This window comes from Litorivita sp. NS0012-18 (assembly GCF_040371945.1).
Classification (GTDB): domain Bacteria; phylum Pseudomonadota; class Alphaproteobacteria; order Rhodobacterales; family Rhodobacteraceae; genus Litorivita.
Genome location: NZ_BAABWS010000001.1, coordinates 1,151,436 through 1,169,337 on the forward strand (window position 1 = coordinate 1,151,436; position 17,902 = coordinate 1,169,337).

A 17,902-nucleotide genomic window follows, 5' to 3' on the forward strand; every position below is an offset into this window, starting at 1 on the left:
ACTGTGACCTTAGGTCATGATTGAGGTGCCGATGCCGTTTTGCCGGTCGTTCCTATCCGCTTTGCTTTTTGCCGCCGCGCCGCTTTGCGCCGCCGCACAAGAGGCGTGGCCCGATCTGGATGCGGTGCTTTTCCCGCAGCTTGCCCAAGGCTCCGGCGTGGTCGAAGCATCGTTCTTTTTGCCCGACCGCCCCGCGCCGCATCAGGCGCGCGAAGCCTTGGCGATTGTCTATGAGTGGATCCAAGGATCGGCGGGCAACACCAGCATCGCCGTCGCCTATTACACATTGGACCACCCGCCGCTGCAATTCACCTTTCACGGCTTGATCTCTGATCTTTATGGTCATAATCCGCGCGACCCGCTGTTTTTGCCCGACCGGATCGAGGTGACGCTGACCACGCTCAAAACCGGCGAGCCGCGCTGTTGCCCGACCGGCGAGACCCGCTATGCCATTGACCGCGCGCGCCTTAAGGCGCGGGTGCTCTGGACCCGATAGGGCGCAATTCGCCGCGCCAGCCCCATCAACACAAGGATATCTTCATGCCCCTTCCCAAACGACAACTTGGTGCCGATGGCCCGATGGTTTCGGCCATCGGCCTTGGCTGTATGAGTTTCGCCGGTTTCTTCGGTGCCACCGAAGACGAAACCTCGATGGACTGCCTCGCCGCCGCCGATGCGGCGGGGATCGATTTTTGGGACACCTCCAATATCTACGGGCTGGGCCGTTCGGAGAATGTGATCGGGTCCTATCTGCGCCAGACCGGTGCCAAGGTGACGCTGGCCACCAAAGGCGGCATCATCGTGCGCCCCGAGCGCCGGATCGACAATACCGAAGACCACCTGCGCGCCGAATTGGAGGGCAGTTTGCAAAAGCTGGGGCGTGACAAGGTCGAGCTTTACTATATCCACCGCCGCGACCCGCGCATCGCGATCGAAGAGGTGGTCGAAACCTTGATGAAGTTCAAAGCCGAAGGCATGATCGACGCCTATGGCCTCTCGGAAGTGTGCCCCGCCACCTTGCGCCGCGCCCATGCGGTGGCGCCCTGCGCGGCGGTGCAAAACGAATATTCGCTTTGGACCCGCTTGCCGGAACTGGGCCTGATCGAGACCTGCGCCGAATTGGGCACGGCGTTTATCCCCTTCTCGCCCTTGGCGCGCGGGATGTTCGGCGAGACCTCGGTCGACCCGGCGCAGATGGGCAAACACGACTGGCGCGCCGTCTCGCCGCGCTTCATGGAGCCGAACTACGCCTATAACCTGGAGAAAATCGACGGGTTCCGCGCATTTTGCCGCGCCAAAGGATGGACCACCTCGGCGGCGGCTCTGGCGTGGGTGCTCGACAAGGGCGATCATCTCATCCCCATCCCCGGCACGCGCAGGGCGGCGCATTTGAACGAATGGCTCGGCGCGGCCGAGATCTCCTTCTCGCAAGAGGACCGCGCCGAGATCGCGCGGCTCTTGCCCGCCGGATTTGCCGCAGGGGATCGCTATTCGGACAGTCAGATGATGGGCGTCGAGCGCTACTGCTAGCCCCTAAAACCCGTGGCCGCCGCCATAGCCGTTGACCGGCGGCGGCGTCCAATCGCCCAAGGCCCCTGCGCGCGGCGTAAAGACCTCGACCCGCATCGGATAGCATTGCGCCGCGTCCGAGCTATGCTCGGCGCTGCAATCGCCACCAGGACAGGCGGAGAGCGCGCCAAGCAGGTCGATCTCGGCGAAAAACTCGATGAAATCACCCTGCCGCGCGGGCGAGGCCTTCATGAAATACTGCCCCGTCTCGCGCGTGAAGCCCGTGCACATAAAGACGTTGAGCACATCATGCACATGCGCCTCGGCCTCTTGCGCCGTCAGCCCTTCGGCCTGCGCCAGCGCGCGGATCAGGTTGCTGTGGCAACAATGGTGATAGTCCTGCCCGCTGAGCAAATGATGGGTATAGGGATCGCAGCGCGTGCCGATCACGTCATGCACCGCGCCGCCATAGGCGTCGATGCCATACCAATCGAGGCTGTCGGCGATCACCGTCGCCATCGGGCGCAAATAGGGGTGGCACGACCACATCCGATCACCCACCGACAGATGGGTGCCATGTAAGGCGCGGGTCTTGCCCGAATAGAACCGCTCGTCCAAACGCTCCGCATTCCACAGGTTCAAATCGCCGACCTGCGACCCTTCGGGCAGGGATATGCGAAAAAACGATCCCGCCGCGACGCGAAACGCCGCTGCCTCGCGGGGCGGCACGGTGACCTGTGCGCTACGCATCGCGCCGCGGCGCGCGGCCATGAGGCGCGGCAGATCGGGGCGCGGCAGGCTGTCGGTGGGATAGCAAATCACCGGCGCGATGGCGCGGCGGGCGGCGGCGTCTTTGGGGGAGCGGGGCTGTGTCATGCGCCCACCTCACAAGAAAAGAGGCGAAAGGGAAAGCCCTCTCGCCTCAAATCCGGTGATTTATCGTCCCGCGCTTCTGCCGCCGTCAGGCCGCGTGGCCGAGCGGCAGATAATCGTCAGGCGCGGCGGGTTTCGCATCGGCGCGCGCCGCGAGCCAAGGCGCGGGCGTGAAATATTCATAAGCGACATTGAGCGCATCAAGCGCGGCTTGCGCTTTGCGCAACTCAGCAGATGTGGGGTGTTTTTGTGCCATTGGGAGCCTCATGGATGTTTGCGTGACGCCCTCCCTGCGTCCATCATGCCGCAACGCAGCATCGCGCACATCCCCCAATTTTCGCAACCACGCCATGCGGTTTTCGCAAAGCTGACCTATGGGTCCAGAACGCAAAACGGGCGCCCCGCAAAAGAGGCGCCCGCAGTGGTCTTTGATCGTTAGCCCGCCCGTTTAAACGGTGCGCTCGACCATCATTTTCTTGATCTCTGCGATGGCCTTGGCGGGGTTGAGGCCCTTGGGGCAGGTCTTGGCGCAGTTCATGATCGTGTGGCAGCGGTAGAGCTTGAACGGATCTTCCAATTCATCCAGACGCTCGCCCGTGGCCTCGTCGCGGCTGTCGATGATCCAGCGGTAAGCATGCAGCAAAGCCGCAGGCCCGAGGTAGCGATCGCCATTCCACCAATAGGAGGGGCAAGACGTCGAGCACGAGGCGCACATCACGCATTCATAAAGACCGTCAAGCTTCTTGCGGTCTTCGATCGACTGGCGCCATTCCTTGGCGGGACGGTTGGTTTTCGTCTCCAGCCACGGCATGATCGAGGCGTGCTGCGCATAGAAATGGGTGAGATCAGGGATCAAATCCTTGACCACCGGCATATGCGGCAGCGGGTAGATTTTCACATCGCCCGAAATCTCGTCCATCCCGTAGATACAGGCCAGCGTGTTGATCCCGTCGATGTTCATCGCGCAAGAGCCACAGATGCCTTCGCGGCACGACCGGCGGAAGGTCAGCGTCGGGTCGATCTCGTTCTTGATCTTGATCAGCGCGTCCAGAACCATCGGGCCGCATTTGTCCATGTCGAGGAAATAGGTATCGACACGCGGGTTTTCCCCCGCGTCCGGATCAAAGCGGTAGATCGAGAATTTGCGCACATTCGTGGCACCCTCGGGCTTGGGCCATGTTTTACCGGTTTTGATGCGGCTGTTCTTGGGTAGGGTCAGTTGGACCATGGGACGATCTCCTTGGCTAAGGCTAGGACATCTGCGCCCGAAGCGGGCGAAGAGCGAGAGTTTCGGTGCGGGGGGTCAAAGCCATCATGCCTCAATTCCCCGTGCAGTAAGAGACGCCGCCATACATGCCCGACATACCGCCCGGACAGGCGCTTTGGTCATAGACATTGAACGGTTTGCGGTGGCGCAAGATATCGGCAGAGGACGGGCGCGCTGCCGAAGCATTGCCCGCCGCATAGCGGTCCGAGGCGACCATGCGTTGCGGCGCCTGCCCCGCCAAACGCCCCGAAATACAGGCATTGAGCAAAGCCGCGCCTTCGGGCGTGCCATCCTCGACCGGCGTGACGACAGGCACGGCGGCCCCCGCCTCATAGGTATAGCTGCCCGGTGCGGCGACATCGAACATACACGAGGTCACAACATCGGGGCGCTTTTGCGAGGTGCAGGCCGCAAGACCCGCCACCATCATCAACCCACCGGCGATTATGAACCCGCCGCGCCGCATCAGAAAGTCCGCGCTTTGGGCGCGATTTTCTTGAGGCTGATGCCGCCTTCATCCTCTGTGGTCAAAGGATCCTTGACCACGGGGCGATAGCTCAGATCGACCTTGTTGCCATCAACGCGGCTGATCGTGTGCACGCGCCATTTCTCGTCGTCGCGGGCGGCGAAATCCTCATGCGCATGGGCGCCGCGGCTTTCTTCGCGCGCTTCGGCACCGACGATGGTGGCCAAAGCGTTGGGCATCAGGTTGGTCAGCTCCAACGTTTCCATCAGGTCCGAGTTCCACACGAGGCTGCGGTCCGTGACCTTCAGATCGCCCAGCTTGCCCGCAATCGCGGTCATCTTCTCAACGCCTTCTTTCATGGTCTTGGCGGTGCGGAACACCGCCGCATCCGCTTGCATCGTGCGCTGCATCTCGAGGCGCAATTCCGCCGTGGGCGTGCCGCCCGAAGCATTGCGCAGCCCGTCGAAACGGTCAAAGGCGCTGTCGATCGAGGCTTGGTTGAGCACGGGGTTCGCGCCCTCGGCGTCCACCACCTTGCCGGCGCGGATCGCGGCGGCACGGCCAAAGACCACCAGATCGATGAGCGAGTTCGAACCCAAACGGTTGGCCCCATGCACCGAGGCACAGCCCGCCTCGCCCACAGCCATCAGACCCGGCACAACGGCATTGGGATCCTTGGCCGTCGGGTTCAACACCTCGCCCCAATAGTTGGTCGGGATACCGCCCATGTTGTAATGCACCGTCGGCAAAACCGGAATCGGCTCTTTGGTGACATCGACACCGGCGAAAATCTTGGCGCTTTCCGAAATCCCCGGAAGACGTTCGGCCAAGGCTTCGGCAGGCAGGTGCGACAGGTTCAGGTGGATGTGATCGCCATGTTCGCCCACACCGCGGCCTTCGCGGATTTCCATCGTCATCGAACGCGAGACGTAATCGCGCGGCGCGAGGTCTTTATATTGGGGCGCGTAACGCTCCATGAACCGCTCGCCTTCGGAGTTGGTCAGATACCCGCCCTCGCCGCGCGCGCCCTCGGTGATCAAACAGCCCGAGCCATAGATGCCGGTCGGGTGGAACTGCACGAACTCCATATCCTGAAGCGCAAGACCCGCGCGCGCCACCATACCGCCGCCGTCACCGGTGCAGGTATGGGCCGAGGTGGCCGAGAAATAGGCGCGGCCATAGCCGCCCGTGGCCAGAACCACCATCTTGGCGTTAAAGATGTGGAAGGTGCCGTCATCAAGCTTCCAGCACACCACGCCTTGGCACACGCCATCATCGGACATGATCAGATCGACGGCGAAATATTCGACATAGAATTCGGCGTTGTTCTTGAGCGATTGCCCGTAAAGCGTATGCAAAATCGCATGGCCGGTCCGGTCGGCGGCGGCGCAGGTACGCTGCACCGCGGGACCATCGCCGAATTCGGTGGTGTGACCGCCAAAGGGACGCTGGTAGATTTTGCCCTCTTCGGTGCGCGAGAACGGCACGCCGTAATGCTCCAGCTCGTAAACCGCCTTGGGCGCTTCGCGGGCGAGATATTCCATCGCATCCGTATCGCCGAGCCAGTCCGAGCCCTTGACCGTGTCATACATATGCCACTGCCAGTTGTCCGGCCCCATGTTGGACAGCGAGGCGGCAATCCCGCCCTGCGCGGCCACGGTGTGCGAACGGGTCGGGAAAACCTTGGTCACGCAAGCGGTGCGCAACCCCTGTTCGGCCATGCCGAGCGTCGCACGCAAACCGGCCCCGCCGGCGCCAACGACAACCACGTCATATTCGTGCGTTTCGTATTCATAAGCAGCCATTGCTAGAACTCCGGTCTTAAAGCGCGATTTTGGCAATGGCGAAAACGCCCGTCGCCATCGCAGCATAGGAAATACAGGCGAGCAGGATCAGCGAGATCTTCTGCGCCAAGCCGTGAACATAATCCTCGATCAACACCTGCGCGCCGTCGTTGAAATGTTTGAAGCCCACGATAAAGGTCAGCGCCGCAACAATCGCGGGGAACGGTCGGCTGTAATAGGCCATGACCTCTTCATAGGTGCCGCCCAAGGCGCAACCGAATGTCGCCACGAACAACGGAACCAGCAGCAAAAGCGCCACGGAGGAGACTTTCATCGCCCAAAAATGCGCGGTGCCTGTTTTCGCCGATCCCATGCCGACGGCTGTCTTGCGGTCTGTCAGATAACGCATGATCGCCCCCTTACAAAATCACGACGGTCAAAGCCGTCAAAACAACAGAGCCGATCAAAACCGCATAGCCCATTTTATAGGCGGTCGGCAGGTCAAGCCCGATGGCATTGTCCCAGATCAGATGCCGCAAACCGGCGAGCGTGTGATACCACAGCCCCAGAACCGAGAAGAACATGACCAGATCGCCGAACCAGCTTGTGATCACGCCATTGGCGACGTTGAAATACTCTTCGGATGTTGCCGCCGCCAAGAACCACCAAACGACCAAAAGCGCCGAGATCAACAGCGCATTGCCGGTGATCCGCGTCAAAATGGACGTGATGGATGTCAGCTGGGGGCGATAAATCGAAAGATGCGGCGAGAGCGGGCGGTTGCCACGATTCACATCGGCCATATCAAATCCTTTCAGGGTTCCCTTGCTGCCCTCTGTCATAGCGTTTTTTTACGCCGTGTCACCTATGAGGCGCATGTCGAGACACAGAAAATGCTGCAAAGGCAAAGATTTTGGGCGCCGTGTGATCACAGAGAATAAAAGTGTGATCACAAATTAACAAAGCGTGACCTCCCGCGCCGCACCGCCAAGGCGCTTCGCGCGACTCTTATGCCTTCGGCGAGGATATTTGACGAACCTGCAAAGCAGGGCGCTTGATTTGCAGGTTCTCCAAATATCCCCGCCGGAGGCAGAGATCACATCGGCATCAAGGCCCAATAGTCGAGGTCGAGCAGAACCTCGGGCAGATATTTGCCATCCTCACCCTTGAGCGCAAAAGGCGCGCTGCCCGAGGTTGCCACAAGCCGCAAGCGGATCGCCCCGACACCAGGCGCAGAGGTTTCGCGCTTGTCGAGCACTTCGGACCACGCTTTGACGGTCAGACCGCTAAAGCACGGGTTGGCATGGGCGCCGCCGTTCAGGCCCACGATCATCTGCGCATTGGCCAGACCGTTGAACGACAGGGCGCGCGCCATCGAAATCACATGACCGCCATAGATCAGGCGCTGCCCGTCGGGGCGGAAGGTCGCGTCGAAATGCACTTTGGCGGTGTTTTGCCACAGGCGCGTGGCGATCATATGTTCAGCCTCTTCGATGGTGACGCCGTCGACGTGGTCGATCTGCTCGCCCACCTCGTAATCGCCCCACCGATGCGCCTCGCCCGCGAGGGTGAAGTCATAATTGGTGAAATCCAGCCCCGCAGGGATCGCCAGATCCTCGACCGCCAGAACCTTGGACAAGTCGGGCACCACGGTTTCGGGCGCGGGCGCATCGAGGTTGTTTTTGCGCACCATGACCCAGCGCACATAGTCCATCACCACTTCATCGCGCTGGTTGAGGCCGCGGGTGCGCACATAGACCACGCCGGTTTTACCGTTGGAATTTTGTTTGAGGCCAATCACTTCGGAGGTCGAGCGCAGCGTATCGCCCGCATAGACCGGCAAGAGCCAGCGCCCCTCGGCATAGCCAAGATTGGCCACCGCATTGAGCGAGACATCCGGCACGGTTTTGCCAAAGACCACATGGAAGGCCGCCAGATCATCGATCGGCGAAGCGGGCAGGCCGCTGGCGCGGGCGAATTCGTCCGAGGAATAGAGCGCATGGCGCGCCGGATAAAGCGCATGATAAAGCGCGCGCTCGCCCCCCGAAACGGTGCGCGGCACCGCATGTTCGATCACATCGCCAAGTGTGTAATCCTCGAAAAAACGACCGGCATTCGTCTTGGCCATTATTGCTCTCCTAGTTTCATATCGGGGGTATAGGGCGCATCGACGGTCTTTATGACCGCTTGGGCGCAGCGCATCACGCCGCGCGCGGCATCAAAGGCATAGCTCGGATCGCCATAGAGCACCCAGCCCTTGCCCAGCGCTTCGCTGACCTTATGGCAAAAGGCCGATGTGTCATCCTCGGTCAGCAGGCGGTAAATATCTGGCATCTTGGAAAAACCTTATCAGGCAGGGGTCAGGCGAAAGGCGAATAGCCAAGCCACGAATGGATGGCGACAATCACCGCATAGGCGACCAGCGTCGCCAAAACGGTGATGATATCGCGTTTGGCGGGGCCGGCCTCTTTGGGCACGAAATCGCCGCTGCGGTTGATCAAGATCACCGAAACCACGGCCCAGAACAACATGCCGCCGAACAGCAAGACCGAGGCCAGATCGCCATTCACCAGCAAATGCGCCACGGCCCATGTTTTGACCGCATAGAGCTGTGGATGTTTGATTTTCGCACGCAGGGCGCCTTTGGATTCGGAGACGGCAAAAAGGAACACCGCCAAGAGCATCAGCAGGTTGTTGATCGGGGTGAAAACCGCGGGCGGATACCACAGATCGATCTGCGGCGCGCCGCGAAAGCCGATGATCATCAAGGCCAGCGAGGCAAAAAGCGCCAGCGCGATGATCCCGCGCCCGCGTTTCTCGCCCATGCTGGCGCGCAGGTCCGGCGCGAGCCGTTTGAGCAAATGCGCGCCGATCCAGATCGCAATTCCGAGAACGAGTAAAGTCATGGCTGTCATCCCTGTTGCTGGGCGGGCGCCTTGGTGTCTTCAGGCGCCCTGCCTGTCCATTGTCGCCGTCAGGGTGCGCCTATTCGCCCAGCGCGGCAATAGCCTCGGCCTTGGCCAACAGCTTTTTTGCGGTCTCGACATGCAGGTTTTCGACGATTTTCCCGTCCACAACCGCAACGCCCTGCCCCGTCGCCTCGACCTCCTCAAGCGCGGCAATCTGGCGGCGGGCAAGGTCGATCTCGGCCTCGGAGGGGGCAAAAGCCGCATTGGTGACGGCAACCTGCGCGGGGTGGATCAAGGTTTTGCCATCATAGCCCAGATCGCGGCCCTGATCGCATTCGAGCTTGAGACCCTCTTCATCCTTATACTGGTTATAGACGCCGTCGATCGCGATGACGTTATGGGCACGGGCCGCCAGAAGGATTTGTTGCAGCGCCATCATCATCGGCAAACGGTCGGCGCGCGCGCGGCAGTTCAGCTCTTTGGCCAGATCATTGGTGCCCGCGACAAATCCGGTCAATTGCGGATGCGCGGCCACTTCGAGCGCGTTCAAAATGCCCAAAGGCGTTTCCATCATCGCCCAGATGGCTTTGCCATTGCCCAAAAGATCGCTGAGCGCGTTGATATCGGCGACGCTGTTGACCTTGGGCAAAAGGAAGGCGTCGACATCGCAATCTTTCAGCGCGGCAACATCGCCCGCGCCCCATTCGGTATCAAGCCCGTTGATGCGGATGATCTTGGCACGGCCCCCATAGCCGCCCTGATCGAGCGCGGCTTTGAGCGTGGCGCGCGCCTCGACCTTGGCCTCGGGCGTCACCGCGTCCTCAAGGTCAAAGATGATCGCATCCACAGGCAAGCCGCGTGCTTTGTCCAATGCGCGGTCCTTGGAGCCGGGGATATACAACACGGAACGGTAGGGGCGGTCGGTCTGGTCCATTTTAACTCTCCGGTAATAATGTTGCGCTGCAAGTGGCACTTTTTTGCACAAATGTTCAAGTGGATTTGCGCCGCAATGCAGAAAAAACGCTGCGAGACAAGGCAAGTCGGGCGCGATGGCCACCCAAAATGCCTACAATTCGACGGAACGGGCGGCGGATTAACCTTAACTTCAGGGCCAAGGCGCACCTTTATCCCATGCGCCGGATGAAAGAGCGGGGCCAAGCCCAAAGCCGCCACTGACCGCCTCAGACCGCAAAGAGGCAACCTGCGCAAGATGAAACACCGGAAGCCAAACCGGCCGCACAGGCGTGGAGCCTTGAACAGATGCGGCCCCCCAAGAGCGGTTTCCCCATTGAGCAAAGGTTAACGCGATGAAACTGCTTTTTAAGAGCCTTCCCCTCCTGATCGCCGCGCTTGCGGCCAATGGCGCCGCCGCGCAGACACGGCAAAACTGCGGCCCGCGCGATGTCGTCGTGGAACGGCTGGCCTCGGGATATGGCGAGACGCGCCAATCCATCGGCCTTGGCGCCAACAACCAAGTGGTCGAGGTTTTCGCCTCGGACGAAAGCGGCACATGGACCATCACGGTCACCATGCCCTCGGGCATGACCTGCCTTGTCGCCTCCGGTCAGGCCTTTGAGGAACTGGCCGAGGCCCTGCCCGCCGAGGGCAATGACGCCTGAAGACACTGGCCAAACCTACTGGCCAAACCCAAGACCCCGAAGGCGCGCCAGAGATGGCGCGCTTTTTGTATCTGCACGGGCGCCCCGCGCGCGGCTCAGGTCAACGCATCGAAAATCAATTTGCCGCCCGTCGCCAGCAGCAGCACATAGGTCAGCGCGAAAAACGTCTCTTTGGAGACCATATAATGCAGCCGCACCCCGATCCATGTGCCCAGAACCGCCACAGGGGCCAAGATCACATCGGCCAAAAGGCTGTTGAGCGTGAAGATGCCCAAAAACCCGTAAGGCAGCATCTTGAGCGCGTTGATCACCGTAAAGACGAGGACCGTGGTGCCTTGGAACGCGGTTTTTTCCAAGGGCCGCGTCAGCAGATAGACCGCCGCCGGCGGCCCGCCCGCATGGCTGACAAAGCTTGAAAACCCCGCGACCACCCCCGCCGTGATCCCGCCCGCCGCTCCCATGGGCCGCGCGCCGAATTTCAGCCCCGCCTTGAGCGCCCATTGCCACAGCACAAAACCGACCGAGATCGCCCCGATCAACAGCCGCACGCCATCGGCGCTCACCGCCGCATAGAACAGCGCGCCAAGCCCCACGCCGGGCAAGGCGCCGAGGACCAGACGGCGCGCATCCACGGGCGACCAGCGTCGCCAATAGGCCCGCATACCCGCCGCATCCATCACCATGAGCAGCGGCAACATCAGCCCCAAAGCCGCCCCCGGTTCCAGCACCAGCGCCAGAATCGTCGAGGCCGCAAAGGCCGCGCCAGAGCCAAAGCCGCCCTTGGAGATGCCCGCAAAGAGCACCGCAGGCAGGGCCACGGCAAAAAAGCTGAGCGAGAAGTCGATCACCGGCGCGGCCCCTTAAATCCTTGTGTCTTTTGGACTTTACGCCGATTTTGCGCCGCCGCAACCGCCCATTTCCCCGCCCCGCCGCAGCGCAGCACCCTTGCGCGAGCGCGATTTCCGCACTACCCCATGCGCGATTTCAAACGGACCGGAGATAAATCCATGGCCAGACCCAAGATTGCCCTCATCGGCGCAGGACAGATCGGTGGCACCCTCGCCCACCTCGCAGCCCTGAAAGAACTCGGCGACGTCGTTCTTTTCGACATTGCCGAAGGCACCCCCGAGGGCAAAGCGCTCGACATCGCAGAATCCGGCCCCTCCGAGGGCTTTGATGCGACCATGTCCGGCACGCAATCCTATGAGGACATCGCCGGCGCTGATGTCTGCATCGTCACCGCAGGCGTGCCGCGCAAACCGGGCATGAGCCGCGACGATCTGCTCGGCATCAACCTCAAAGTGATGAAATCGGTCGGCGAAGGCATTGCTGCCCACGCTCCGAACGCCTTTGTGATCTGCATCACCAACCCGCTCGACGCGATGGTTTGGGCCTTGCGCGAATTCTCCGGCCTGCCGCATGAGAAAGTCTGCGGGATGGCGGGCGTGCTCGACTCGGCGCGCTTCCGTCACTTCCTGTCGGTGGAATTCGGCGTCTCGATGCGCGATGTCACCGCCTTTGTTCTGGGCGGTCACGGCGACACGATGGTGCCTTTGGCGCGCTACTCCACCGTTGGCGGCATCCCCCTGCCCGATCTGGTCGACATGGGCTGGACCACACAAGACAAGCTCGACGCGATCATCCAGCGCACCCGTGATGGCGGCGCCGAAATCGTTGGCCTGCTGAAAACCGGTTCGGCCTTCTATGCGCCCGCAACCTCGGCGATCGAGATGGCCGAAGCCTATCTCAAAGACCAAAAGCGCGTTCTGCCCTGCGCCGCCTATGTGGACGGTGCGCTTGGTCTCAACGGCTTCTACGTCGGCGTGCCCACGGTGATCGGTGCCAATGGCGTCGAGAAAGTCATCGACATCAAGATGAACAAAGACGAGCAGGCGATGTTCGACAAATCCGTCGATGCGGTCAAAGGCCTCGTTGCCGCCTGTAAAGAGATCGATCCCTCGCTGGCCTAAACCCGCGCCGATCGTATCATGAGACCGAAAGGCGCTCCCTCGCGGGGGCGCCTTTTCATTTGAGGCCCCGCATCGCGCTGCGCGGCCCGATGGCAGGGCCTTTGAGTCGCCGTGATCCTCGCGAAACCTGCCTCATTCTTAAGCATCTCTTAATTTGTGATCACACGCTTAAAACCTGTGATCACAAATCACAGAAAACACCCCGAAATCGCGCCTTTAACCAAAAAATCCCTTAAACGGGGCGTAACCTTATGCCTATACCGATTGCAATCGTAGCAACACGGGACAGTCTGATGAACATCCACGAGTATCAAGCGAAGGCTCTGCTTCGCGAATACGGCGCTCCGGTCTCCGAGGGACGTGCCGTCCTGAAGGCCGAGAACGCCAAAGCCGCCGCTGGCGAATTGGGTGGCCCGCTTTGGGTCGTCAAAGCGCAAATCCACGCAGGTGGCCGCGGCAAAGGCACATTCAAAGAGGCCGAAGCAGGCGAAAAAGGCGGCGTGCGCCTTGCCTTCTCCGTTGAAGAAGCGGCGGAAGAAGCCAAAAAGATGCTGGGCCGCACCCTCGTGACCCACCAGACCGGCCCCGCAGGCAAACAGGTCAACCGTATCTACATCGAAGACGGCTCGGACATCGAAAACGAGCTTTACCTCGCCTTGCTGGTGGATCGCCAGACCTCGCGCGTGTCTTTCGTATGCTCCACCGAGGGCGGCATGGACATCGAAGAGGTCGCCGCAGCGACCCCCGAAAAAATCCTGTCCTTCTCGGTTGATCCGGCCACGGGCTACCAAGCCTTCCACGGCCGCCGCATCGCTTTCTCGCTCGGCCTCAAGGGCGCGCAGGTCAAACAATGCGTCGCCTTGATGGGCAACCTCTACCGCGCCTTTCTTGAAAAAGACATGGAGATGCTCGAGATCAACCCCTTGATCGTTCTCGAAGGCTCCGGCGATCTCAAGGTGCTCGACGCCAAGGTCAGTTTTGACGGCAATGCGCTGTACCGCCATTCCGACATCATGACCCTGCGCGACGAGACCGAAGAAGACAGCAAAGAGCTTGAGGCCTCCAAATACGACCTCAACTATATCGCGCTTGACGGCGAAATCGGGTGCATGGTCAACGGCGCGGGCCTTGCCATGGCGACGATGGACATCATCAAACTCTACGGCGCTGAGCCTGCCAACTTCCTCGACGTGGGCGGCGGCGCGACCAAAGAGAAAGTCACCGAAGCCTTCAAGATCATCACCTCGGACGACAACGTCAAAGGCATCTTGGTCAACATCTTCGGCGGCATCATGCGCTGTGACGTCATCGCCGAAGGCGTTGTCGCTGCGGTCAAAGAGGTCGGCCTCAAGGTTCCGCTGGTTGTGCGCCTCGAAGGCACCAATGTCGAAGAAGGCAAAGCCATCATCAACAACTCCGGCCTCGACGTGATCGCGGCGGATGATCTCAAAGACGGCGCTCAGAAGATCGTCAAAGCGGTGAAAGGTTAATCCAATGGCAGTCCTTATCGACGAAAACACCAAAGTCATCTGTCAGGGCCTCACCGGCTCGCAGGGCACATTCCACTCCGAACAGGCCATCGCCTACGGCACCAAAATGGTCGGCGGCGTGACCCCTGGCAAAGGCGGCAGCACCCATTTGAACCTGCCGGTCTTCGACAGCGTCCACGAAGCCAAGGACCGCACCGAAGCCAATGCTTCGGTCATCTACGTCCCGCCCCCCTTCGCCGCCGATTCGATCCTTGAAGCGATCGACGCCGAAATGGAATTGATCGTCTGCATCACCGAAGGCATTCCCGTGCTCGACATGATGAAGGTCAAAAAGGCGCTGGAAAACTCCAAATCGCGTCTGATCGGTCCCAACTGCCCCGGTGTGATCACGCCCGATGCGTGCAAAATCGGCATTATGCCTGGCCACATCCACAAACGCGGTTCGGTCGGCGTTGTGTCGCGTTCGGGCACCTTGACCTATGAGGCGGTCAAACAGACCACCGATATGGGCCTTGGCCAATCCTCGGCCGTGGGCATCGGCGGCGACCCCATCAAAGGCACCGAGCATATCGACGTGCTCGAGATGTTCTTGGCCGACCCCGAAACCACCTCGATCATCATGATCGGCGAAATCGGCGGCTCTGCCGAAGAGGAAGCCGCGCAATTCCTCGCCGATGAGAAGAAGAAAGGCCGCTGGAAACCCACGGCCGGTTTCATCGCGGGCCGCACCGCCCCTCCCGGACGCCGTATGGGCCACGCCGGCGCGATTGTCGCAGGCGGCAAGGGCGATGCGGAAAGCAAGATCGAAGCGATGAAAGCCGCTGGCATCGTCGTCGCCGACAGCCCCGCCACCTTGGGCGAAGCGGTCATGGAAGCGATCAAGAACGGCTAAACGCCAAAGGCAGCGGCCCGCGCGGCCCTGCCTGCCTGACACATCACGGCTCGGGGCCTGTCTTGGCCCCGAGCCCCCCACAAAGCCCCGCGACGGGGACCCGCCCCCAACGGGTCTCTCTCACGCAGCTTTCCTCATCTGGCCTCGGGAGCCCGTCATTATGAACGACCAAAGCCCTAACGACACTTTCCACGCCTCTTCCTTCATGCAGGGGCATAACGCGGAATATCTCGAGCAGATGTATGCCCGTTACGCCAATGACCCCAATGCGGTCGATGAAGCGTGGCAGGAGTTTTTCCGCGCGCTCGGCGATGCGGATCTGGACGTCAAGGCCGAGGCCTCCGGCCCCTCTTGGGGGCGCAGCGACTGGCCGCCGGTGCCCAATGACGATCTAACGGCGGCGCTGACCGGCGAATGGGCCGTGCCCGCCGAGGCCAAAGGCGCAGGCGACAAGATCAAGGCCAAAGCCGCCGAAAAAGGCGTCGAGGTCAGCGACGAGGCGATCAAACGCGCCGTTCTGGACAGCATTCGCGCGCTGATGATCATCCGCGCCTACCGTATTCGCGGCCACCTTGCCGCCGATCTGGACCCGCTGGGCCTGCACGGGCGCGACCCGCACCCCGAGCTTGACCCCAAGGCCTACGGGTTTACCGAGGCCGATATGGACCGCCCGATCTTTATCGATCAGGTGCTCGGCCTGCAAATCGCCTCGCTGCGCCAGATCATGGATATCGTCAAACGCACCTATTGCGGCACATTCGCGCTGCAATACATGCATATCTCGAACCCCGAAGAGGCCGGTTGGCTCAAGGAGCGCATCGAGGGCTACGGCAAGGAAATCCAGTTCACCCGCGAGGGCCGCAAGGCGATCCTGAACAAGCTGGTCGAGGCCGAGGGCTTTGAAAAATTCCTCCATGTCAAATACATGGGCACCAAACGCTTTGGTCTGGACGGCGGCGAAAGCCTCATCCCCGCGATGGAGCAGATCATCAAACGCGGCGGCAATCTGGGCGTCAAGGACATCGTGGTCGGCATGCCGCACCGTGGCCGTTTGTCGGTTCTGGCCAATGTCATGGGCAAACCCTACCGCGCCATTTTCAACGAATTCCAGGGCGGCAGCTTCAAACCCGAAGACGTCGACGGATCGGGCGATGTGAAATACCACCTCGGCGCCTCCTCGGACCGCGAATTTGACGGCAATACCGTTCACCTGTCGCTGACGGCGAACCCGTCGCACCTCGAAGCGGTCAACCCCGTGGTCTTGGGCAAGGTGCGCGCCAAACAGGCGCAGTTGCAAGACGCGGACCGCACCGCGGTTTTGCCGATCCTGCTGCACGGCGATGCGGCCTTTGCGGGCCAAGGCGTCGTGGCCGAATGTTTCGGCCTGTCGGGCCTTGTCGGGCACCGCACCGGCGGCACGATCCATATCGTCGTGAACAACCAGATCGGATTTACCACCGCGCCGCATTTCTCGCGCTCGTCTCCCTATCCGACCGACATCGCCCTGATGGTCGAAGCGCCGATTTTCCACGTCAACGGCGACGATCCCGAAGCCGTGGTCCACGCGGCCAAAGTGGCGACCGAATTCCGCCAGAAGTTCCACAAGGATGTGGTGCTCGATATCTTCTGCTATCGCCGGTTCGGGCATAACGAGGGCGACGAGCCCATGTTCACCAACCCGATCATGTATAACCAGATCAAGCGCCACAAAACCACGCTGTCGCTTTATACCGAACGGCTTGTGGCGGACGGTCTGATCCCCGAGGGCGAGATCGAGGATATGAAAGCGGCCTTCCAAGCCTATCTCAACGACGAATTCGAGGCAGGCAAGGAATATAAACCCAACAAGGCCGACTGGCTCGACGGGCGTTGGTCGCATCTCAACCGCGAGGGCGAGGAATACCAGCGCGGCGAAACCGCCATTGCCCCCGAAACCTTGGCCGAGGTCGGCACAGCGCTGACCACCGCGCCCGAGGGCTTCCCGATCCACAAAACCGTGGGCCGTCTGCTCGACGCCAAAAAGGCCATGTTCGACAGCGGCAAGGGCTTTGACTGGGCCACCGGCGAAGCCTTGGCCTTTGGCTCGCTGCTCACCGAAGGCTACCCCGTGCGCCTCGCGGGCCAAGACAGCACCCGCGGCACCTTCTCGCAACGCCACTCGGCCTTTATCAACCAAGAGACCGAAGAGCGGTTTTACCCGCTCAACGCCATCCGCGAGGGTCAGGCGCGCTATGAGGTCATCGACTCGATGCTCTCCGAGTATGCGGTGCTGGGCTTTGAATACGGCTATTCGCTCTCCGAGCCGAACGCTTTGGTCATGTGGGAAGCGCAGTTCGGCGATTTTGCCAATGGCGCGCAGATCATGTTCGACCAGTTCATCTCCTCGGGCGAAAGCAAATGGCTGCGCATGTCGGGTCTGGTGATGCTGCTCCCGCACGGGTTCGAGGGCCAAGGGCCGGAGCATTCCTCCGCCCGTCTCGAACGCTTCTTGCAAATGTGCGGCGGCGACAACTGGATCGTGGCCAATTGCACCACGCCTGCCAACTATTTCCACATCCTGCGCCGCCAATTGCACCGCAGCTATCGCAAACCCTTGGTTCTGATGACGCCGAAATCTCTGCTGCGTCACAAAATGGCGATCTCCTCGGCCGAGGATTTCACCACCGGATCGAGCTTTCACCGTGTGCTTTGGGATGATGCCGAAAAGGGCAATTCCGACACCAAGCTCAAGAAGGACAAGGATATCAAACGCGTCGTCATGTGCTCGGGCAAGGTCTATTACGACCTGCTCGAAGAGCGCGACGCGCGCGGCATCGATGATGTCTACCTGCTGCGGATCGAGCAATTCTACCCCTTCCCCGCCATGTCTTTGGTGGCCGAACTGGAGCGCTTCAAAGGCGCTGAAATGGTCTGGTGCCAAGAAGAGCCGAAGAACCAAGGCGCGTGGAGCTTTATCGAACCCAACATCGAATGGGCGCTTGGCCGGATCAAAGCCAAACATGGCCGTCCGGTCTATGCGGGCCGTCCGGCCTCTGCCTCGCCGGCCACCGGCCTTGCCACCCAACACAAGAAACAACAAGCGGCGCTCATCGACGATGCGCTGACCATCAAAGGGAAATAAGC

Annotated in this window: 19 protein-coding genes; 7 read left to right on the forward strand and 12 right to left on the reverse strand. The window is 61.0% G+C overall.

Annotation, left to right across the window (positions count from 1 at the left end; genetic code table 11):
- The first annotated feature begins 16 nt into the window (after nucleotides 1-16).
- Nucleotides 17-496 carry a hypothetical protein gene (locus ABWV64_RS05470; RefSeq protein WP_353343257.1) on the forward strand — a complete coding sequence of 160 codons (480 nt, stop codon included), beginning with the start codon at nucleotides 17-19 and terminating at the stop codon, nucleotides 494-496.
- 44 nt (nucleotides 497-540) lie between these two features.
- On the forward strand, nucleotides 541-1,530 hold the full coding sequence (locus tag ABWV64_RS05475; protein WP_353343258.1) for an aldo/keto reductase: 990 nt from the start codon (nucleotides 541-543) through the stop codon (nucleotides 1,528-1,530).
- A gap of 3 nt (nucleotides 1,531-1,533) precedes the next feature.
- Here the strand turns inward: ABWV64_RS05475 and ABWV64_RS05480 are convergent, their stop codons facing one another.
- The 11 genes from ABWV64_RS05480 to ABWV64_RS05530 all read right to left on the reverse strand — a co-directional run bounded on the left by ABWV64_RS05480 (nucleotide 1,534) and on the right by ABWV64_RS05530 (nucleotide 9,742).
- On the reverse strand, nucleotides 1,534-2,385 hold the full coding sequence (locus ABWV64_RS05480) for an urea carboxylase-associated family protein (RefSeq protein WP_353343259.1): 852 nt from the start codon (nucleotides 2,383-2,385) through the stop codon (nucleotides 1,534-1,536).
- Nucleotides 2,386-2,470: 85 nt separating this feature from the next.
- The gene (locus tag ABWV64_RS05485; protein ID WP_353343260.1) at nucleotides 2,471-2,638 is read right to left on the reverse strand and encodes a hypothetical protein; all 168 of its coding nucleotides are present in this window, start codon (nucleotides 2,636-2,638) and stop codon (nucleotides 2,471-2,473) included.
- 192 nt (nucleotides 2,639-2,830) lie between these two features.
- Nucleotides 2,831-3,610 carry a succinate dehydrogenase iron-sulfur subunit gene (locus tag ABWV64_RS05490; protein WP_353343261.1) on the reverse strand — a complete coding sequence of 260 codons (780 nt, stop codon included), beginning with the start codon at nucleotides 3,608-3,610 and terminating at the stop codon, nucleotides 2,831-2,833.
- Between the two features lie 91 nt (nucleotides 3,611-3,701).
- Entirely contained in the window at nucleotides 3,702-4,115 is a 414-nt protein-coding gene (locus ABWV64_RS05495; protein WP_353343262.1) for a hypothetical protein, read from the reverse strand.
- Nucleotides 4,115-5,920 carry a succinate dehydrogenase flavoprotein subunit gene (sdhA, locus tag ABWV64_RS05500; RefSeq protein WP_353343263.1) on the reverse strand — a complete coding sequence of 602 codons (1,806 nt, stop codon included), beginning with the start codon at nucleotides 5,918-5,920 and terminating at the stop codon, nucleotides 4,115-4,117. Before sdhA ends, ABWV64_RS05495 begins: the two co-directional genes overlap by 1 nt.
- A gap of 16 nt (nucleotides 5,921-5,936) precedes the next feature.
- Nucleotides 5,937-6,308, reverse strand: coding sequence for a succinate dehydrogenase, hydrophobic membrane anchor protein (sdhD, locus tag ABWV64_RS05505; RefSeq protein WP_353343264.1), 372 nt, complete (start codon nucleotides 6,306-6,308; stop codon nucleotides 5,937-5,939).
- A gap of 10 nt (nucleotides 6,309-6,318) precedes the next feature.
- A complete protein-coding gene (sdhC, locus tag ABWV64_RS05510) occupies nucleotides 6,319-6,702 on the reverse strand; it encodes a succinate dehydrogenase, cytochrome b556 subunit (RefSeq protein WP_353343265.1) in 384 nt (127 codons plus the stop codon).
- A 293-nt stretch (nucleotides 6,703-6,995) separates the two neighbouring features.
- On the reverse strand, nucleotides 6,996-8,027 hold the full coding sequence (locus ABWV64_RS05515; RefSeq protein WP_353343266.1) for a MaoC family dehydratase: 1,032 nt from the start codon (nucleotides 8,025-8,027) through the stop codon (nucleotides 6,996-6,998).
- Nucleotides 8,027-8,233 carry a DUF1737 domain-containing protein gene (locus tag ABWV64_RS05520; protein WP_353343267.1) on the reverse strand — a complete coding sequence of 69 codons (207 nt, stop codon included), beginning with the start codon at nucleotides 8,231-8,233 and terminating at the stop codon, nucleotides 8,027-8,029. The genes ABWV64_RS05515 and ABWV64_RS05520 overlap by 1 nt, the downstream gene beginning before the upstream one ends.
- Nucleotides 8,234-8,259: 26 nt before the next feature.
- The gene (locus ABWV64_RS05525; protein WP_353343268.1) at nucleotides 8,260-8,805 is read right to left on the reverse strand and encodes an NnrU family protein; all 546 of its coding nucleotides are present in this window, start codon (nucleotides 8,803-8,805) and stop codon (nucleotides 8,260-8,262) included.
- Between the two features lie 79 nt (nucleotides 8,806-8,884).
- Entirely contained in the window at nucleotides 8,885-9,742 is an 858-nt protein-coding gene (locus tag ABWV64_RS05530; protein ID WP_353343269.1) for an HpcH/HpaI aldolase/citrate lyase family protein, read from the reverse strand.
- A gap of 373 nt (nucleotides 9,743-10,115) precedes the next feature.
- Between ABWV64_RS05530 and ABWV64_RS05535 the strand changes: the two genes are divergently transcribed.
- On the forward strand, nucleotides 10,116-10,427 hold the full coding sequence (locus tag ABWV64_RS05535; RefSeq protein ID WP_353343270.1) for a hypothetical protein: 312 nt from the start codon (nucleotides 10,116-10,118) through the stop codon (nucleotides 10,425-10,427).
- 95 nt (nucleotides 10,428-10,522) lie between these two features.
- Here ABWV64_RS05535 and ABWV64_RS05540 read toward each other — a convergent pair whose 3' ends face one another.
- Nucleotides 10,523-11,275 (reverse strand): sulfite exporter TauE/SafE family protein, encoded by a 753-nt coding sequence (locus ABWV64_RS05540; protein WP_353343271.1) that lies wholly within the window; start codon nucleotides 11,273-11,275, stop codon nucleotides 10,523-10,525.
- Between the two features lie 159 nt (nucleotides 11,276-11,434).
- Between ABWV64_RS05540 and mdh the strand changes: the two genes are divergently transcribed.
- From mdh to ABWV64_RS05560, 4 genes are all read left to right on the forward strand, one after another.
- The gene (mdh, locus tag ABWV64_RS05545; protein ID WP_353343272.1) at nucleotides 11,435-12,397 is read left to right on the forward strand and encodes a malate dehydrogenase; all 963 of its coding nucleotides are present in this window, start codon (nucleotides 11,435-11,437) and stop codon (nucleotides 12,395-12,397) included.
- Nucleotides 12,398-12,690: 293 nt separating this feature from the next.
- Entirely contained in the window at nucleotides 12,691-13,887 is a 1,197-nt protein-coding gene (sucC, locus tag ABWV64_RS05550) for an ADP-forming succinate--CoA ligase subunit beta (protein ID WP_353343273.1), read from the forward strand.
- Between the two features lie 4 nt (nucleotides 13,888-13,891).
- Nucleotides 13,892-14,779, forward strand: a complete 888-nt coding sequence (gene sucD / locus ABWV64_RS05555; RefSeq protein ID WP_353343274.1) for a succinate--CoA ligase subunit alpha — start codon at nucleotides 13,892-13,894, stop codon at nucleotides 14,777-14,779.
- Nucleotides 14,780-14,939: 160 nt separating this feature from the next.
- Nucleotides 14,940-17,900, forward strand: a complete 2,961-nt coding sequence (locus ABWV64_RS05560) for a 2-oxoglutarate dehydrogenase E1 component (RefSeq protein WP_353343275.1) — start codon at nucleotides 14,940-14,942, stop codon at nucleotides 17,898-17,900.
- The last annotated feature ends 2 nt before the right edge of the window (nucleotides 17,901-17,902 follow it).

What these genes read in the sequence shown, in the direction of transcription:
- ABWV64_RS05535 (WP_353343270.1), top strand. Translation starts at nt 10,116, where the DNA reads ATGAAACTGCTTTTTAAGAGCCTTCCCCTCCTGATCGCCGCGCTTGCG.
- ABWV64_RS05560 (WP_353343275.1), top strand. Translation starts at nt 14,940, where the DNA reads ATGAACGACCAAAGCCCTAACGACACTTTCCACGCCTCTTCCTTCATG.
- ABWV64_RS05520 (WP_353343267.1), bottom strand. Translation starts at nt 8,233, where the DNA reads ATGCCAGATATTTACCGCCTGCTGACCGAGGATGACACATCGGCCTTT.
- mdh (WP_353343272.1), top strand. Translation starts at nt 11,435, where the DNA reads ATGGCCAGACCCAAGATTGCCCTCATCGGCGCAGGACAGATCGGTGGC.
- sucC (WP_353343273.1), top strand. Translation starts at nt 12,691, where the DNA reads ATGAACATCCACGAGTATCAAGCGAAGGCTCTGCTTCGCGAATACGGC.
- sdhC (WP_353343265.1), bottom strand. Translation starts at nt 6,702, where the DNA reads ATGGCCGATGTGAATCGTGGCAACCGCCCGCTCTCGCCGCATCTTTCG.
- ABWV64_RS05530 (WP_353343269.1), bottom strand. Translation starts at nt 9,742, where the DNA reads ATGGACCAGACCGACCGCCCCTACCGTTCCGTGTTGTATATCCCCGGC.
- ABWV64_RS05525 (WP_353343268.1), bottom strand. Translation starts at nt 8,805, where the DNA reads ATGACTTTACTCGTTCTCGGAATTGCGATCTGGATCGGCGCGCATTTG.
- ABWV64_RS05515 (WP_353343266.1), bottom strand. Translation starts at nt 8,027, where the DNA reads ATGGCCAAGACGAATGCCGGTCGTTTTTTCGAGGATTACACACTTGGC.
- sdhA (WP_353343263.1), bottom strand. Translation starts at nt 5,920, where the DNA reads ATGGCTGCTTATGAATACGAAACGCACGAATATGACGTGGTTGTCGTT.
- ABWV64_RS05490 (WP_353343261.1), bottom strand. Translation starts at nt 3,610, where the DNA reads ATGGTCCAACTGACCCTACCCAAGAACAGCCGCATCAAAACCGGTAAA.
- sucD (WP_353343274.1), top strand. Translation starts at nt 13,892, where the DNA reads ATGGCAGTCCTTATCGACGAAAACACCAAAGTCATCTGTCAGGGCCTC.
- ABWV64_RS05470 (WP_353343257.1), top strand. Translation starts at nt 17, where the DNA reads ATGATTGAGGTGCCGATGCCGTTTTGCCGGTCGTTCCTATCCGCTTTG.
- ABWV64_RS05480 (WP_353343259.1), bottom strand. Translation starts at nt 2,385, where the DNA reads ATGACACAGCCCCGCTCCCCCAAAGACGCCGCCGCCCGCCGCGCCATC.
- ABWV64_RS05495 (WP_353343262.1), bottom strand. Translation starts at nt 4,115, where the DNA reads ATGCGGCGCGGCGGGTTCATAATCGCCGGTGGGTTGATGATGGTGGCG.
- ABWV64_RS05485 (WP_353343260.1), bottom strand. Translation starts at nt 2,638, where the DNA reads ATGGCACAAAAACACCCCACATCTGCTGAGTTGCGCAAAGCGCAAGCC.
- ABWV64_RS05475 (WP_353343258.1), top strand. Translation starts at nt 541, where the DNA reads ATGCCCCTTCCCAAACGACAACTTGGTGCCGATGGCCCGATGGTTTCG.
- sdhD (WP_353343264.1), bottom strand. Translation starts at nt 6,308, where the DNA reads ATGCGTTATCTGACAGACCGCAAGACAGCCGTCGGCATGGGATCGGCG.